The 14,557-nt window shown below is 72.6% G+C and carries 14 protein-coding genes; 7 read left to right on the top strand and 7 right to left on the bottom strand.

The genetic code is table 11. The annotated features are described in order from the left end of the window. The first annotated feature begins 34 nt into the window (after positions 1-34). From KBX46_RS22925 to KBX46_RS22905, 5 genes are all read left to right on the top strand, one after another. Positions 35-898 (top strand): NAD(P)H-binding protein, encoded by an 864-nt coding sequence (locus KBX46_RS22925; RefSeq protein WP_210794003.1) that lies wholly within the window; start codon positions 35-37, stop codon positions 896-898. Positions 899-973: 75 nt separating this feature from the next. Then, the gene (locus KBX46_RS22920) at positions 974-1,450 is read left to right on the top strand and encodes a hypothetical protein (RefSeq protein ID WP_210794002.1); all 477 of its coding nucleotides are present in this window, start codon (positions 974-976) and stop codon (positions 1,448-1,450) included. A gap of 94 nt (positions 1,451-1,544) precedes the next feature. Continuing rightward, positions 1,545-3,362, top strand: coding sequence for a glycoside hydrolase family 3 protein (locus KBX46_RS22915; RefSeq protein ID WP_210794001.1), 1,818 nt, complete (start codon positions 1,545-1,547; stop codon positions 3,360-3,362). A gap of 9 nt (positions 3,363-3,371) precedes the next feature. Next, positions 3,372-4,661 (top strand): exo-beta-N-acetylmuramidase NamZ domain-containing protein, encoded by a 1,290-nt coding sequence (locus KBX46_RS22910; protein ID WP_210794000.1) that lies wholly within the window; start codon positions 3,372-3,374, stop codon positions 4,659-4,661. A gap of 11 nt (positions 4,662-4,672) precedes the next feature. Beyond that, positions 4,673-6,472: a serine hydrolase domain-containing protein gene (locus tag KBX46_RS22905; protein WP_210793999.1), complete on the top strand. Its 1,800-nt coding sequence runs from the start codon at positions 4,673-4,675 to the stop codon at positions 6,470-6,472. A 43-nt stretch (positions 6,473-6,515) separates the two neighbouring features. Here KBX46_RS22905 and KBX46_RS22900 read toward each other — a convergent pair whose 3' ends face one another. Then, the gene (locus KBX46_RS22900) at positions 6,516-7,499 is read right to left on the bottom strand and encodes a helix-turn-helix domain-containing protein (RefSeq protein WP_210793998.1); all 984 of its coding nucleotides are present in this window, start codon (positions 7,497-7,499) and stop codon (positions 6,516-6,518) included. Positions 7,500-7,601: 102 nt separating this feature from the next. Here KBX46_RS22900 and KBX46_RS22895 point away from each other — a divergent pair, with 102 nt between their 5' ends. Further along, positions 7,602-8,177 carry a maleylpyruvate isomerase N-terminal domain-containing protein gene (locus KBX46_RS22895; RefSeq protein WP_210793997.1) on the top strand — a complete coding sequence of 192 codons (576 nt, stop codon included), beginning with the start codon at positions 7,602-7,604 and terminating at the stop codon, positions 8,175-8,177. Positions 8,178-8,330: 153 nt separating this feature from the next. On the opposite strand, the gene KBX46_RS22890 is transcribed toward KBX46_RS22895, so the two are convergent. From KBX46_RS22890 to KBX46_RS22880, 3 genes are all read right to left on the bottom strand, one after another. Beyond that, the gene (locus tag KBX46_RS22890; RefSeq protein ID WP_210793996.1) at positions 8,331-9,620 is read right to left on the bottom strand and encodes an MFS transporter; all 1,290 of its coding nucleotides are present in this window, start codon (positions 9,618-9,620) and stop codon (positions 8,331-8,333) included. 133 nt (positions 9,621-9,753) lie between these two features. Continuing rightward, positions 9,754-10,296, bottom strand: coding sequence for a GNAT family N-acetyltransferase (locus KBX46_RS22885; RefSeq protein WP_210793995.1), 543 nt, complete (start codon positions 10,294-10,296; stop codon positions 9,754-9,756). Between the two features lie 31 nt (positions 10,297-10,327). Continuing rightward, positions 10,328-10,816: a DUF1992 domain-containing protein gene (locus KBX46_RS22880; protein ID WP_210793994.1), complete on the bottom strand. Its 489-nt coding sequence runs from the start codon at positions 10,814-10,816 to the stop codon at positions 10,328-10,330. Positions 10,817-11,045: 229 nt separating this feature from the next. On the opposite strand from KBX46_RS22880, the gene KBX46_RS22875 reads away from it, so the two are divergent. Then, positions 11,046-11,696: a LysE family translocator gene (locus KBX46_RS22875; protein ID WP_210793993.1), complete on the top strand. Its 651-nt coding sequence runs from the start codon at positions 11,046-11,048 to the stop codon at positions 11,694-11,696. Positions 11,697-11,707: 11 nt separating this feature from the next. On the opposite strand, the gene KBX46_RS22870 is transcribed toward KBX46_RS22875, so the two are convergent. From KBX46_RS22870 to KBX46_RS22860, 3 genes are read right to left on the bottom strand one after another with little or no spacing between them, the layout of a single operon-like run. Further along, entirely contained in the window at positions 11,708-12,532 is an 825-nt protein-coding gene (locus tag KBX46_RS22870; protein ID WP_210793992.1) for an SDR family oxidoreductase, read from the bottom strand. Then, complete coding sequence (locus KBX46_RS22865) at positions 12,529-13,845, bottom strand: NAD(P)/FAD-dependent oxidoreductase (protein WP_210793991.1); 1,317 nt, start codon at positions 13,843-13,845, stop codon at positions 12,529-12,531. The genes KBX46_RS22870 and KBX46_RS22865 overlap by 4 nt, the downstream gene beginning before the upstream one ends. Positions 13,846-13,900: 55 nt before the next feature. Further along, entirely contained in the window at positions 13,901-14,548 is a 648-nt protein-coding gene (locus KBX46_RS22860) for a TetR/AcrR family transcriptional regulator (RefSeq protein ID WP_247668001.1), read from the bottom strand. Positions 14,549-14,557: the final 9 nt, after the last annotated feature.

The raw sequence follows: 14,557 nt of genomic DNA, 5'->3' as shown, positions 1-14,557 counted from the left end.
GGAGGCGAATCATCGATAACAAGGAGCGTTCATCATGTTGGTCGTCACCGGTGCCACTGGTCAGCTCGGGTCCCAGATCGTCGACCTGCTCCTCGACCGGCTACCACCCGAGGCCGTGGGTGTGAGCGTGCGCGACGTCGACAAGGCCGCGGGCCTCGCCGAGCGCGGTGTCCGGGTCCGCGCCGGAGACTTCACCGACCCAGCCACGCTGGAGCACGCCTTCGAGGGTGCCGAGAAGGTGCTCATCGTGTCCGCCGCCATCCGCGGCGCTGGCGCGCTCGTCGCGAACCGCGCCGCCGTCGACGCCGCCCGGGCCGCGGGAGTCAAACGAATCCTGTACACCAGCCACCAGGCCGCCTCCAGGGACTCGCTGTTCGCCCCCCAGCCCACGCACGCCGCGGCCGAGGAACACCTGGCCGGCCTGGGGGTTCCCTTCACCGCACTGCGCAACGGGTTCTATGCGAGCACGCTCAGCCACTCCATCGGTGCGGCGCTGGAGACCGGGCAACTCGTGGCGCCGGCGGACGGGCCGGTGTCCTGGACCGCGCATTCCGACCTGGCCGAGGCCGCAGCCATCGCAATGGTCGAGGAGGGCCTGCTCGATGGCGTCACGCCCGCGCTGACCGCGGCGGAGGCGCTCGACCTCGAAGCGGTGGCCGGGATCCTCGCCGGGATCACGGGCCGCGCCATCACCCGAGTGGTCGTCGGCGACGACGAGTGGAAGGCCGATGCCGTCGCGCATGGCATGCCCGCGGCAGCCGCCGAATTCACCCTCGGCATGTACCGCGCAGCGCGACGGGGAGAGTTCGCCGTTACCGACCCGACGCTGGAAACCCTCATCGGTCGTCGACCGACGTCCGTCCGTTCGGTGCTTGAGGCCATCGTCTCCCAACGGTGATGCGTCCTGACGAGCACCGGGCCTGCGAGCCGCTGAGTTGACCCTCGACCGGGTCGAGGCCCGACCATCGGCGACATGGACAACCAGCCGACATCCGACCCGACCATGACCCGCATCGGTGCGGCGGTGCAGCTCGGCCGATCAGGACAGAAGGCTCTCGCCCGGGACGCCCTCGCCGCACTGTGGGACGAGATCGGCCCCACCGGCGACGCCTTCCACCGCTGCACGCTCGCCCACTACCTCGCCGATCTCCAGGACACCGCCGAAGCGGAGCTGGTGTGGGACGAGCGCGCCCTGGCCGCCGTGTCCGACCTGACCGACGAGCGCGCCCAGCGTTACCTGCCCTCGCTCCAGGTCCAGGCGTTCCTGCCGTCGCTGTACCTGAATCTGGCCGACTGCCACCGGCGCCTGGGCAACCCCGCCCAGGCCCGGGAGCACCTGGCCCGGGCCGGCGAACACCTGGTGCACCTGTCCGACGACCCGTACGGCGAGGCCATCCGCGCCGCCATCCGCGAGTTCGCCGCGGACGACCCGAGCGACGCCCGGCGGTGACGGTCGGCGGGGCCTGACGGCGATCTGTAGGTTGTCTTCTTGACGGGCGGCTGAGGTGTAGCTAAGTTTCAGCCACCCGGACTGAGAGGCGTCTATGCAGACCCGACTCGTTACCGCGACCGCCTGGGCGGCCACACTGGTGGCCACCCTCGCTTCCCTCCCTGCCCAGGCCGCCACGCCGGCGCGCCCGCCGAATGCCGAGCACGGCTGGGTGACGTCCACGCTGCGACACATGAGCCTGGAGCAGAAGGTCGGCCAACTCTTCGCCACCTACGTCTACGGCGGTGACGCCGTAAACCCCAGCGCCACAGACCGGGCCGCGAACATCGCCGCCTTCGGTGTGGAGACCCCAACCGAGGTGATCGAGCGGTACCACCTGGGCGGCGTCTGCTACTTCTCCTGGTCGCACAACCTGGACAGCCCCCGACAAATCGCGACCCTCTCCAACGGACTCCAGCGGGCCGCCCTCGGCGACGGGGCAAAGGGCAAAGTGCCGCTGCTCATCTCCACCGACCAGGAGCAGGGCGCGGTGGTGCGAATGCCCTCCCCCGCCGCCCAGTTCCCCGGGTCGATGGCGCTGGGTGCGGGGCGGTCGGCCCAGGCCGCCCGGACGGCGGCGGAGGTCACTGGACGCGAGCTGCGCGCCGTCGGCATCCGACAGCCGTACGCGCCGATCGCCGACGTCAACGTCAACCCGGGCAACCCGGTGATCGGGGTGCGGTCCTTCGGTGCCGACCCCACCCTCGTGGCCGACCTCACCGCCGCCCAGGTCACCGGTTTCCAGGACCGGGCCGGGGTGACCGCCGCGGCGAAGCACTTCCCCGGTCACGGCGACACGGCCACCGACAGTCACACCGGTCTCCCGGTGATCAGCCACAGCCGCGCCGAGTGGGACCGGATCGACGCGCCTCCGTTCAGGCGGGCCATCCGCGCCGGTGTCGACACGATCATGACCGCGCACATCGTGATCCCGGCGCTCGACCCGTCCGGCGACCCCGCGACCTTGTCGCCCACGATCCTCACCGGCGTGCTGCGTGGCGAGCTCGGTTTCCGGGGCGTCATCGTCACCGACGCGCTCAACATGGCTGGTGTACGGGCGAAGTACGGTGACGAGCGGGTGCCCGTCCTGGCGCTCAAGGCCGGCGCCGACCAGCTCCTGATGCCGCCGGATCTCGCGCTGGCGCGGGACGCGGTGCTGCGGGCCGTCGCCACCGGCGAGCTCACCGAGGGTCGGATCGACGAGTCGGTCCGACGCATCCTCGGCGTGAAGCATCGCCAGGGACTGGCCCGCTCCCCGCTGGTCGACGTGGCGAAGGCCGTGCGGACCGTCGGCGCTCCGGAGCACCTCGCCGCCGTCACCCGGGTCACCGACCCCACGCTCACCGCCGTCCGCAACGACGCCGGAGTGCTGCCCCTGCCCCACGCCGACCGGTCGGTCCTGATCACCGGCTGGGACAGCGCTGCCTTCGCCCCGGTCACGACGGTCGCCGCCGGATTCACCGCACGTGGTGCCCGTGCCACCGCCCGACCGGCGACCCTGCCCTCCGACGCGACGATCGCCGCCACGGCGAGCCAGGCCGCCGAGCACGACCTCACCGTCGTGCTCGTGAACAAGGCGTGGGACACCGCCGTCACCGACCCACGAGCCACCCAGCAGCGCCTGGTCGCGGCGCTGCTCGGCACCGGGAAACCCGTTGTCGTCGTGGCCGTCCGCGACCCGTACGACATCGCTTACCTGCCGGGTGTCACCACCTACCTGGCGACGTACTCGTACACCCGCGCGGCGATGGACGCCCTCGTCCGCGCGCTGCACGGCGAGTTGTCCCCGAGCGGACGGCTGCCCGTCACGATCCCCACGGCCGAGGGGGCGGGCTCCGTCCTCTACCCCTACGGCCACGGCCTGAGCTGGTAGGAGGCAAGCATGCAGCGGAGGAATCTCCTCATCGGCGCGGTCGGCGCGGGCGCGCTGGGGGCGGGAACGCTCGGCGCAGGACCGGCGTCGGCCGGCTCCCGTGCCCGTCGGGTCCGCACCGGCCTCGACGAGCTGGTGTCGTCCGGGTTCGCCGAATTCACCGGTCAGCGTGTGGGCGTCGTGTCCAACCCGACCGGGGTCGACGCGTCCTACCGGCACCTCGTCGACCTGATGCACGGCTCCGGTCGGGTGCGACTGGTCGCGGCGTTCGGCCCCGAGCACGGCTTCCGCGGCTCCGCCCAGGCCGGCGGCAGCGAGGGAACCGGCGTCGACGCACGTACCGGCATCCCGGTGTACGACGCGTACGGCGCCTCGCAGGCCCGATGGGAGGCCATGTTCACCGAGGCCGGGGTGGACACGGTGGTCTTCGACATCCAGGACGTCGGAGTCCGCTTCTACACCTACATCTGGACGATGTACACCTCGATGGTCGCCGCGGCCCGAGTCGGCAAACGCTACGTCGTGCTGGACCGACCCAACCCGATCGGCGGGCGGGCCTACGGGCCGATGATGACCAGCCCGTACACCTCGGGTGTGGGGTTGAAGGAGATCATCCAGCAGCACGGGATGACCGTCGGGGAGCTGGCCCGCTTCTTCAACGCCACCTTCCTGCTGGCCGAGGCGGGGCGACCGGTCGACCTGCACGTGGTTCGCTGCCGGCACTGGAAGCGCGACGCCCTCGCCGCCGACACCGGCGTGCCGTGGGTGATGCCCAGCCCGAACATGCCCACCCCGGACACCGCTCTGGTCTACCCGGGCACCGGGCTGTTCGAGGGCGTCGCGTCGATCACCGAAGGGCGCGGCACGACTCGCCCGTTCGAGCTGATCGGCGGGCTGGCGACGGACTTCGACCACCACTGGGGTGACCGGCTCAACGCCCGGAACCTGCCCGGCGTCGAGTTCCGCGAGGCGTACTTCTCGCCGACCTCGGCCGGGCAGAAGCCGGATCTGCTCAACAAGCTCTGCGCCGGCGTCGAGGTCAAGGTCGTCGACCCGGCGGTGTACGACCCGATCCGCACCGGCGTGGCCATGCTCGTGGAGGCGCACAAGTACCCGGCGTTCGCCTGGCGACGCGACTCTTGGGACGCCGTGCGCCCGTACTGGATCGACAAGCTCACCGGATCGCCGCGACTGAGGACCCAGATCGACGCCGGAGCTGACGTGGACGACGTCGTCGGCGCCTGGGCCGAGGAGTTGGCCACCTTCAACCGGCAACGCCGGCCCTACCTGCTCTACTGAGGAGCGCGGTCATGACCAGGTCGACTCGTCGTCCGCTCCGCTCACTCGCGCTCGGTCTGGCTCTGGTGACCCTGGGCACGGCGCTGCCCGCCACCGGGGCGGCCGCCGCGACACCGTCGTCCGGTCCGCCGACCGTCACCCCCGCCGACCTCCAGTTCCGCCACGACACGTTGCGCCGGGGCAGCGCCCGCCAGGTCGGACTGCTTCCCGACCAGGTGGATCGCCTGCCCGCCGACCTGGCGGCGTACCTGCAGCCGACCCCGGACCACCCCGGCTACCCGGCGTACGCCGGCGCGGTGGTCCTGGCCGCCAAGGACGGCGTGATCGTCCAGCACGCCGCCGTGGGCAGCACGGTGAAGTACTCCGCGGTGGGGCCACCGCCCGACCTTGTCGGTGTGGAACTCCCCGCCGACCAGCAGATCCCGACCCGGCGCGACACCATCTTCGACCTGGCGTCGGTGTCGAAACTGTTCACCACGATCGTCGCCATGCAGCAGGTGGAGCGGGGACGGGTGGAGCTGGACACGCCGGTCGCGCGGTACGTGCCGGAGTTCGCCGCCGGCGGCAAGGCGACCGTGACCGTGCGGATGCTGCTCACCCACACATCGGGTCTGCCCGCGTTCGCACCACTGTGGAGCAGGTACCCGACACCGGCCGAGCGGTTCGCCGCCGCGCTCGCCACGCCGCTGGCCACCGGGGCGACGCCCGGTGGCCAGTACGTCTACTCCGACCTGGGGCTGATCACGCTGGGAGTCCTGCTGGAGCGGGTGGCCGGTCGGCCGCTGGCCGACCTGGTCCGCGACGGCGTGACCGGGCCGCTGGGCATGACCGACACCGGCTACAACCCCGGCCCGCAGCGGCGGTCGCGGATCGCCGCGACCGAATATCAGCCGTACGCGGGACGCGGCATGGTGTGGGGTGAGGTCCACGACGAGAACGCGTGGGCGCTCGGCGGGGTGGCCGGGCACGCCGGGGTCTTCTCCACGGCCGCGGACCTGGCCGTGCTCTGCCAGTCGCTGCTCAACGGCGGCGAATACCGTGGCCGGCGGATCCTGCGCTCGGAAACGGTGCGCGCGATGCTGGTCAACTACAACGCGCCGCTGGAGCCGGCCTACCCGGAGAGCGACCGCGGGCTCGGCTTCGAGCTGAACAAGCACTGGTACATGATGGGGCTCTCCTCGCCGGTGGCCTTCGGGCACACCGGCTTCACCGGAACGTCGATCGTCATCGACCCGCTCTCCCACTCGTTCGTCGTCATGCTCAGCAACCGCGTGCACCCGGACCGGGGCTGGGGCAGCAACAACGTCGCCCGACGGGCCGTCGCGCGTGACCTCGCCGAGGCGATGCCGGTGCGGCCGCGCTCGGCCAGCGCGTGGCGGGCCGACCCACGCGACTCCGCGACGAGCACGCTCACGGCGCCGCTGCGTCGGCCCGGCCGTGGCGGCACGGCGAGCTTCCTGCTCTGGTACGACACCGAGCCCCGCTTCGACACCGCGCGATTCGAGGTCTCCACCGACGGTGGCCAGACCTGGGCGCCGGCGACGATGCAGCTCCGCGATGCCGCCCGCCGGTGGAGCGCCGACGGCACGGTCACCGGCTACGGGGGTCGCGTGTGGTGGCAGGTCACGGTGGCGCTGCCCGATCAGGCCACCCACCTGCGGTTCAGCAGCAGCACCGACGGCTCCGGGCAGGGACGTGGCGTCTACGTCGACCGGGTCGTGGCAGCGGACCGGCACGGCGTCCTCTTCTCGGGCGAGGGTCCCGACGCCCCCCGGTTCGTCGCCGACGGGTGGTCACCCGCGCGGAGCTGACGTTGCGCTGTCGCAGCGTCCCTGCGAGGTCGGTCGGGGCGGGTCACCGATCCTGGCGAGAGACGCCTGTGCGGTATTCCTGCGGCGAACGTCCGTAGTGGGCACGGAAGAGGCGGCTGAAGTGGGCCTTGTCCGGGAAACCCCAACGGGCGGCGATGGCCTGGATCGGCTGCCGCAGCAGCGGGTTGCCGAGATCACGCCGGCACTGCTCCAGGCGCTTGGCGCGGATGAGCTCGGCAACCGTCGTCGCCTCCGCCTCGAAAAGGCGGTGTAGCGACCGCGGCGAGATGTGGTGGGCGGCGGCGACGCTGCGAGGGCTGAGCTCGTCACTGTCAAGGTGGCGGTCGATGAAATCGACGACCCGGGCCCGCAGTGCGGTCTGCCGCGCCTCCGGTGACAGGGTGTCCTCGATGTCGAGGTACTGAGCGAGCGCGGCAGTGAGCAGGTCCACCGCCACCCCGCCCAGGATCTCGGCCTGGGCGGGCTCGAACTGCTCCGGGTGCGCCGCGATGCTCTGCAGGTGGTGGGCCAACAGCCCGCCGACGCCGAGATGCGACGGCATCGGCGTGGCCAACAGGCGGCGGAGCCGGTCCGGCGCCAGGGGCAGCGACGCGTGCGGTATCTGCACCGTGATCGTGGTGGCGAGACCGGGGCCGTCCGCGCGATGCCGGGCGACGTGCGGTCGCGCGGTGTCCAAGAGCGTGAAATGGTTCCCGGCTTCCAGCGTGGACTCGGTGCGGTCCTGGATCAGGGTGCTGTGACCCGTCAGTGGTAGCGCGAGTTGATACACGTCCCCCTCGGTTCGGCGGGCCAGTGTCGTGGGCCGGATCGAGTCCAGCGACGGATAGCGCAGCGAGGTCATCCGAATGCGGCCGAGATCGATGGCCTGCGCGTACGCGACGAAGTTGTCCAGGTGGCCGCTGCTGATGTGCGCGGGTGCCGTCTCCTGGGCGACCAGGGCATACCAGAAGGCGAACCTGTCCGCCGGAGGCACCACGGTCGTGTCCACCACCAGGTTGGGCAGCATTCCGCTCACCTCCCCCACATGCGAGGATGGATTCTTGCATGCCTCGACGTCCTTTACCCATGACCGGATTCCCACGCCCGGCGCTGCCCGGTGGGTTGGCGAATGTCGGCGGTGACCGGCGCCGACCTGCGGGAGGCAGCCGACGAGATGACCCGGGTGCTGCTGCCACACCGGGAACGCGACTGGTCGGTGCCGGCCGGCTCGTTGAGCTGGAGCTGCTGGACCACCGCGGCGCACGTCGCGCACGACCTCCTCGCGTACGCGGGGCAGGTCACCGGCCACCCGGATGACGGCTACCTGCCGTACGACCTGCGGGTCTCACCCGACGCGAGCCCGACGCAGGTGCTCACCGTGGTGCAGGCCTGCGCCGGTCTGCTCGCCGCCGCCGTCGACGCCGCTCCGCCGGACACGCGGGCCTGGCACTGGGGCCCGTGCGATCCGGCCGGTTTCGCCGCCATGGGCGTGGCCGAGACCCTGCTGCACACCCACGACATCACCCTCGGCCTCGCTGTGCCGTGGCAGCCGCCGCAGCGGCTGAGCGCGCTGGTGCTGCGGCGACTCTTCCCGGACGCCCCAGCCGGGGCGGCACCCGAGGTGCTGCTCTGGATGACCGGCCGCGGCGAGCTGCCCGGCCGGGCCCGGCGTACCTCCTGGGTCTGGCGCGCCGCAGTCGACTGACTCGCACCAGCGTCGAGGGGTGGGTGGTCGCCTGTCGGGGCGACCACCCGGTTGGAGCGTCAGGGTCAGGTCCAGCTGATGCCACGGTTGCGAACGCTGCGCATGCCCGTCTCCTCTCCCCTCGGTGACGGCCCCCGTGCCCGCCAGGTGACCTCAGCGTCGGCCACGGCCTGCTTCGGCGGTAGGGACGTCGGCGTTCGGAGTCGTTCGGGTTTGCTCGACAGGAGACTCGGACGTCGCAGCTCTGGAGTCGGGTCGCCGTGGCCACAGCGGCATGACAGCGAGAACCGCCACCGCGCCCGACAATCCGCTGAACCCGATCACCGTGGTGGCCGCCCACCGGTCGGTGGCCAGACCTGCGAGGACCATCGCCGTCCCCTGCAGGCCACTGAGACCGGTGATGGCCACCCCGAACGCGCGTCCCCGGTACTGCGTCGGCACCGCCCGGCCGAACAACGCGTTCAGGGGGATGGCGAAGGCGCTCGCGGCGCCAGCCAGCGCCAACAGCAGGAGCATCATCCACAGCGGAGGGATGAGCCAGGCCACTGTCAGCACGCCGGCCGACATCGCGGCCAGCGGCAGGATGAGCCGTGGCCGGGCCGCCGGTGGACAGAACCGGGTGAGCGCGACCCCGCCGATGGCCATCCCCAACGGCGCCGCCGCCAGCAACAGTCCGACAGTGCCGGCCCCGCCGCCGTACTGTCGGGCCAGCGGCGCCATCAGCCCCTCGGCCGCGTAGGTGAAGGCGCTCGCCGTCCACAGGACCAGAACGTAGGACCGCAGCCGGGGATCGGCGAAGACGACCCGCAGCCCGACCGCCCGGCCCTGGCCGGTCGGACGCGACGGCGGTCGAGGCGCGGGGCGGGAACGCACGCCGATCCCGATCAGGAGAGCCGAGACCAGGAAGGTGCCGGCATCCACCAGCAGGGCGCCGCGCAGCGACAGCAACGCCACCAGACTCCCCCCGACGGCGAAGCCGACCACCTGCACGACCTGAGCGCAGATGTTGTCCACGCCGTTGGCCACGGCGTAGCGGTCGCCATCGAGCACCTCCGGCATCAACGCCGCCCGCGCCGCCACGAACGGTGGCCGCATCAGGTTGACCACGAAGAGCAGCACCACCAGGGCCGGCGCGGGGAGGGCCGGCAGCGCCGCCAGCGGGATGAGCGCCGCGCGACCAAGATCGCACGCGATCATCACGCCTCGCCGGGGGAACCAGTCGGCCAGACCGGACAGCAGCGGTCCGCCGGTGAGCCAGGCCAGGTAGGAACTGGCGTAGGCGGCCGCCGCCAGCGCGGCCGAGCCGGTTTCGCTGAAGACGAGATACGCCACGGTCACGGCCGTGAGCTGGTCGCCGGCCAGGGACAGCAGGTACGCACCGAACAGATGGCGGTACTCGCGTACCGCGAACACCTCGGCGTACGTCGCGGCGCGCTCGGTCACCTCGCCCCGTCCCCTCCCGCGCCGGCGGTCGTCTGGGCGCTCGGCCCAGACCGTATCGGCGTTCACGCGCTCGAGGCCGGGAGCAGGCGTTCGGACCTGTTCGGATCCGTTCGCGGCAGGTTCGGACGGCTGGCTAGCCGGCGTCGAGTGTGTGGCGGTGACCGTCGAGTGGGAAGGGCGGCCGGGCCGGCAGGATCTCCTGGAACACGAAGCCGGACTTCTGCGCCACCCGGCAGGACGCGACGTTGTCCACCTGGTGCAGCAGGTCGAGACGCGTCACCTCGGGGAACCGGTCGAACGCCCAGCGGCTCAGCGCGGTGACCGCGCGAGGGGCGACGCCGCGGCCGCGTGCCCACGACGCCGTCCAGTAGCCCACCTCCGGAGCCGGGCGCTGCGGCGTGACCCCCTTGAGCACCACGTTCCCCACCAGCCGAACGCCGTCGGTCTGCTCTTCGACGACGGCGAAGGTGTACCGCCGGCCGTCGGCCCAGTCCCGCTGTGCGCCGTCCAGCCACCGTCGTGCCTCGGCGGCGGTGGTCACCGGAGCTCTGGTCCAGCGGCGCAGGATCGGATCCCGGTACGCCCGCACCAGCTCATCCAGGTCGTCGGCGCACCAGGGACGCAGCGCGACTCCCGGCGTCGAGGGCGTGTCGGGTGACCGCGATTCGATCAGCATCGGCACAGTCTGCCGTGGTCGTGGCCGGGGGTCAGCCCCGTCGGCGCCACCGCCGCCACCAGCTGCGGCGGGGCCCGCGCGACGGTGTCGGAACGGTCGCCGGTTCGGTGGCGGTCGAGGTGACCTTGGGGCGGGCCCGTTCGGCGCGCCAGCGGCGGACCACGTCCTCGGTGTTCACCGGGCGCACCGCGACCCGGGGGCCGTCGTCGGGGAAGCGCAGCCACGACACGATCTGCGCGTTCAACTGCCCCACGAAGTCGCGGACGGACTGCTCGGTGGGCAGGTCTCGGATCTCGTCGGGGACCTGCTCGATGCGTCGGCGCAGTTGCAGTGACGTGGGCAGGAGCAGGTCACTGGGGAGCGCCTCGCGCTCCAGGAAGCTCTTGATCCACCACGCCTCGTCGTACGGCGCCCCCCGACCGGGGATCGGCTTGCCCATGCCGGGCAGGTCGTCGAACTCGCCGCGCTGAACGGCATCCTGGATCTTCGCCTCCACTGACGCTTCCCACGCCTCGGTCACCGTGCGGCACCTCCCTGGCCACCGTAACGCGCCGCCTCCGGCCGGCGACACGCACTTGCCAGGGGTCAGCGCGCCCGCCACGGCGAGCATTCCCGCCGACGGTGCTGACGTTGCGCCGAACGCGGATGGATCACCCCGGATCGCAGGCCACGGCCTGCCAGGTGGCCCTGGGTTGGGATTTTCATCCCGATTACGGTCGGTGTGGGGACTACCGAACGGGGGAAGCGTCGTGGTGAGTACGGGTGCACTGCTGGGCATCACGCTGGTGGCGTTGGGGCTGGTGCTCACGCCCGGCCCGAACATGGTCTACCTGGTGTCCCGCTCGGTGGCGCAGGGCCGCCGGGCCGGGCTGATCTCGCTGCTCGGGGTGGCGGCCGGGTTCGGCGTCTACCTGGTCGCGGCGGTCGCCGGCCTGGCCGCGGTCTTCGTCCTGGTGCCGACGCTGTACGCGGTGGTGAAGCTGGCCGGGGCCGGCTATCTGCTGTGGCTGGCCTGGCGGACGCTGCGCCCGGGCGGCCACTCGCCGTTCGCGCCCACCCCGCTGCCGCCGGACCCGCCCCGGAAGCTGTTCACCATGGGCCTGATCACCAACCTGCTGAACCCGAAGATCGCCATCCTCTACGTGTCGCTGCTACCGCAGTTCATCGACCCGGCGCGGGGGCACCTGGCGATGCAGAGTCTGCTGCTGGGCCTGACCCAGATCGCCGTCGCGTTGAGCGTGAACGCGCTGATCGTGCTCAGCGCCGGGGCGCTGGCCGGCTTCTTCGCGCGCCGGCCGGTGTGGCTGCGGGTGCAGCGGTGGGTGACCGGGACGGCCCTCGCCGCGTTGGCCGTCCGGATCGCCACGGACCGCTCCCGCGCGGCGGTCGCCACACCCTGACACCCGACGGGTCACTGCCCCCGGTGGCGGCGGAGCATCCCGGCGGCCAGCGGCGCGGCATCCAGGTCACCGGCGGCGAGCCGGGCCGCGAGGGTACGACGGACCAGCCGGTCGGCCAACGCGGGCGCGTGCCGGCCGACGGCCATCTCCAGGCGTCCACGGGTGGTGGTCGCCACGTCCCGGGGCGCCCGGCGGGCGGTGGCGGCGCGCAGGATCGCCGCGACCACCCCCTCGACCGGCTCGGGGCGGGACACGCCCCGCAGGGACAGGCCCGCCTCGGCGGTGCTGTCGTGGATGGGTGAGGCGACCATGCTCGGGTAGACGACGCTCACCCCCACGTGGCTGCCCACCTCGTGGCGAAGCGCGTCGGCGTAGGCGACCAGGGCCCGCTTGCTGACCCCGTACGCGGCGGCGAGCGGCAGTGGCAGCACCGCCATCCGACTGGACACGAAGATCACCCTCCCCCGGGCGGCGACCAGCGGGGGTAGGGCCGCGGCGGTGGTCCGCCAGGCGGCGAGCAGGTTGACCTCCAGTTGCTGGCGGACCACCTCGTCGGGCGGCAACTCGGCGGGGGCGGGGCCACCCACCCCGGCGTTGTTGATCAGCAGGTCGAGCCCGCCGAGCTGGTCGACGGCGGCGCCCACCGCCGGCGCGACGGCGTCCGGGTCGGTCAGGTCGCAGCCGAGCACCGGCAGGTCGTCGTCGGGTCGCGCGTGCAGGTCGAGGCCCACCACCCGGGCGCCGGCGGCGGTCAGCGCGGCCCCGAGGTGTCGCCCGAAGGTGCCGCTGGCCCCGGTCACCAGCACCCGGCGGCCGGTCAGCGTCCGGCGGCTCACTGCCCCGCCCCGACCCGGCGCGTCCCGGCGGCCAGCTCCCGGGTCAGCTCGGCCAGGTAGGCGTCGAAGTCCACGCGCATCGCCGGGCGGCGTTGACCCCAGCGGGCGGTCGCGGCCCGCAGCTCGGCGCGGCAGACGGCCCGCTGCCGGTCCTCATCGGGCAGCGCGTAGCGGCCGGCGAGGTTCGCGGCGATCAGTTTGGCCTGAGCCTCCACCAGGGGAAACGCCGAACCGGTGGACTGCATCAGCCCGACGAAGCTCAGGCCGGGGGCGTCCGGGTGGAACACGTGCCGGTACAACGGCAGGGTGTCGGCGCCCCCGCCGAGCAGCGCCGGGTCGAGGAACGGGATCTCCACCCGGTAGCCGGTGCACCAGACGATCAGGTCGACGTTGTCGCTGCGACCGTCGGTGAACTCGACCCGGTCGCCGTCGAGGGCGGCGACGCCGGGCCGGGCCTCGACGTCACCGTGGGTCAGCCGCGACAGCAGCCCGTCGGAGAGCGTCGGGTGGTCCTGGAGGAAGCCGTGCGTCGGTGCGGGCAGCCCGTAGCGGGCCGGGCTGCCGACGGTGGCGGTGAGCATCGTCTGGCTGATGCGCTGACGCAGCCGCCACGGCAACCGGCGGGCCAGCGCGCCGTTGAGGGTGTCCGAGGGGCGACCCAGCAGGTACTTCGGCACCACCCAGACACCCCGGCGCAATGACAGCAGGGTGCGGGTGGCGGCGTACGAGGCGTCCACGGCGATGTCCATCGCGGAGTTGCCGCCGCCGACGACGAGGACCCGTCTGCCGACCAACTGCTCCGGACCCCGGTAGTCGTGGCTGTGGATCTGCTCGGCCGTGCAGGTGCCGGGGTACGCGGGGTCGGGCAGCCGGGGCACCCGGTTGTGACCGTTGGCGACGACCACGGCGTCGACGGTGACCTCGACCGGCCCGTCCGGCCCGCGGGCGGTCACCGTCCAGGTGCCTGCCGAGTCGCGGGTGACCTGTTCGACGGTGTGGCGCAGCCGGATGTCCTCGCCCAGCCCGAAACGGTCGGCGTAGTCGGCGAGGTAGCCGGCGACCCGGCGGTGGTCGGGATAGTCGGGCCAGTCTGTGGGCATCGGGTGGTCGGCGAACTGGGTGCGGCCCCGGCTGGTGTTCAGGTGCAGCGTCCGGTACGCGGGCGAGTCGGGTGCCCCGTACACCCAGAGGCCGCCGACCTGGTCGGTGCTCTCGAAGCACACCACCGGGACACCGGCGTCGCGCAGCGCCTTGACCGCGGCGAGCCCGGCAGCGCCAGCGCCGATCACCGCCACCCTGGGTGGTACGCCCATCGCCGCCCCCTTTAATCCAACGTCCGATGGATAATCGTCGGCGGGCGGCGGCCCGTCAAGTCGTCGACGGCCCGTATAGCCCGTCGAGCAGACGATGCACGAACGCCCGGAACTCGCGCCGCTCCCGAGCGCCCGGCGCACCTGCGGCCAGCGCCACCACGTGCCCGTGCGTCGCCCACACCAGGCTCCGGACGGTGATGTGCGGGGTGGGTTCGGCCAGCGCGCCGGCCGCCGCGGCGGCGGTGAGCAGCTCCGCCACCAGCCGGTACAACGGTTCGGCGTAGCGCTGGTCGAGCTCGGCGTGCCGCTGCGGTTCCAACCAGCGACGCAGCCACAGCGCGGTGGTCTCCGGGCGGTCCTCCAGGAAGTCGACGAAGACGTCGACCAACTGGTGCAGCGCCCGCCGCGCCGCGTCCGGCCCCCCGTCGAGGGCGGCGCGGGCCTGCTCGGCGGCCTCGGTCAGCACCTCCCGCTCGGCGGCGAAGACCCGGGCGAAGCAGGCGTCGTAGAGCGCTGCCTTCGTACCCGTGTGGTGCGCGACCGTGGCGACGTCGACCCCGGCGGCTGCGGCGACCTCCCGCAGCCCGACGGCGTCGAAGCCGCGCTCGGCGAACAGCGCGGTCGCGGCGGTGAGCACCACCTCGCGGGTCGGCCGGGTCTCGTCGCGTCGCGGGCGACCCGGACGGCGTCGGGGCATGGTCATGGCCGCCAT

It is taken from the genome of Micromonospora sp. C81 (assembly GCF_018070425.1).
Taxonomy (GTDB): Bacteria; Actinomycetota; Actinomycetes; order Mycobacteriales; family Micromonosporaceae; genus Micromonospora; species Micromonospora zamorensis.
Note: the sequence above shows the minus strand (reverse complement) of the source record. Positions and strands in the feature narration are given on the sequence as shown.

Bases quoted from the DNA above. Each gene is read 5' to 3' on its own strand.
- KBX46_RS22925 (WP_210794003.1), top strand. From the start codon at position 35: ATGTTGGTCGTCACCGGTGCCACTGGTCAGCTCGGGTCCCAGATCGTC.
- KBX46_RS22920 (WP_210794002.1), top strand. From the start codon at position 974: ATGGACAACCAGCCGACATCCGACCCGACCATGACCCGCATCGGTGCG.
- KBX46_RS22915 (WP_210794001.1), top strand. From the start codon at position 1,545: ATGCAGACCCGACTCGTTACCGCGACCGCCTGGGCGGCCACACTGGTG.
- KBX46_RS22910 (WP_210794000.1), top strand. From the start codon at position 3,372: ATGCAGCGGAGGAATCTCCTCATCGGCGCGGTCGGCGCGGGCGCGCTG.
- KBX46_RS22905 (WP_210793999.1), top strand. From the start codon at position 4,673: ATGACCAGGTCGACTCGTCGTCCGCTCCGCTCACTCGCGCTCGGTCTG.
- KBX46_RS22900 (WP_210793998.1), bottom strand. From the start codon at position 7,499: ATGCTGCCCAACCTGGTGGTGGACACGACCGTGGTGCCTCCGGCGGAC.
- KBX46_RS22895 (WP_210793997.1), top strand. From the start codon at position 7,602: ATGTCGGCGGTGACCGGCGCCGACCTGCGGGAGGCAGCCGACGAGATG.
- KBX46_RS22885 (WP_210793995.1), bottom strand. From the start codon at position 10,296: ATGCTGATCGAATCGCGGTCACCCGACACGCCCTCGACGCCGGGAGTC.
- KBX46_RS22865 (WP_210793991.1), bottom strand. From the start codon at position 13,845: ATGGGCGTACCACCCAGGGTGGCGGTGATCGGCGCTGGCGCTGCCGGG.
- KBX46_RS22860 (WP_247668001.1), bottom strand. From the start codon at position 14,548: ATGACCATGCCCCGACGCCGTCCGGGTCGCCCGCGACGCGACGAGACC.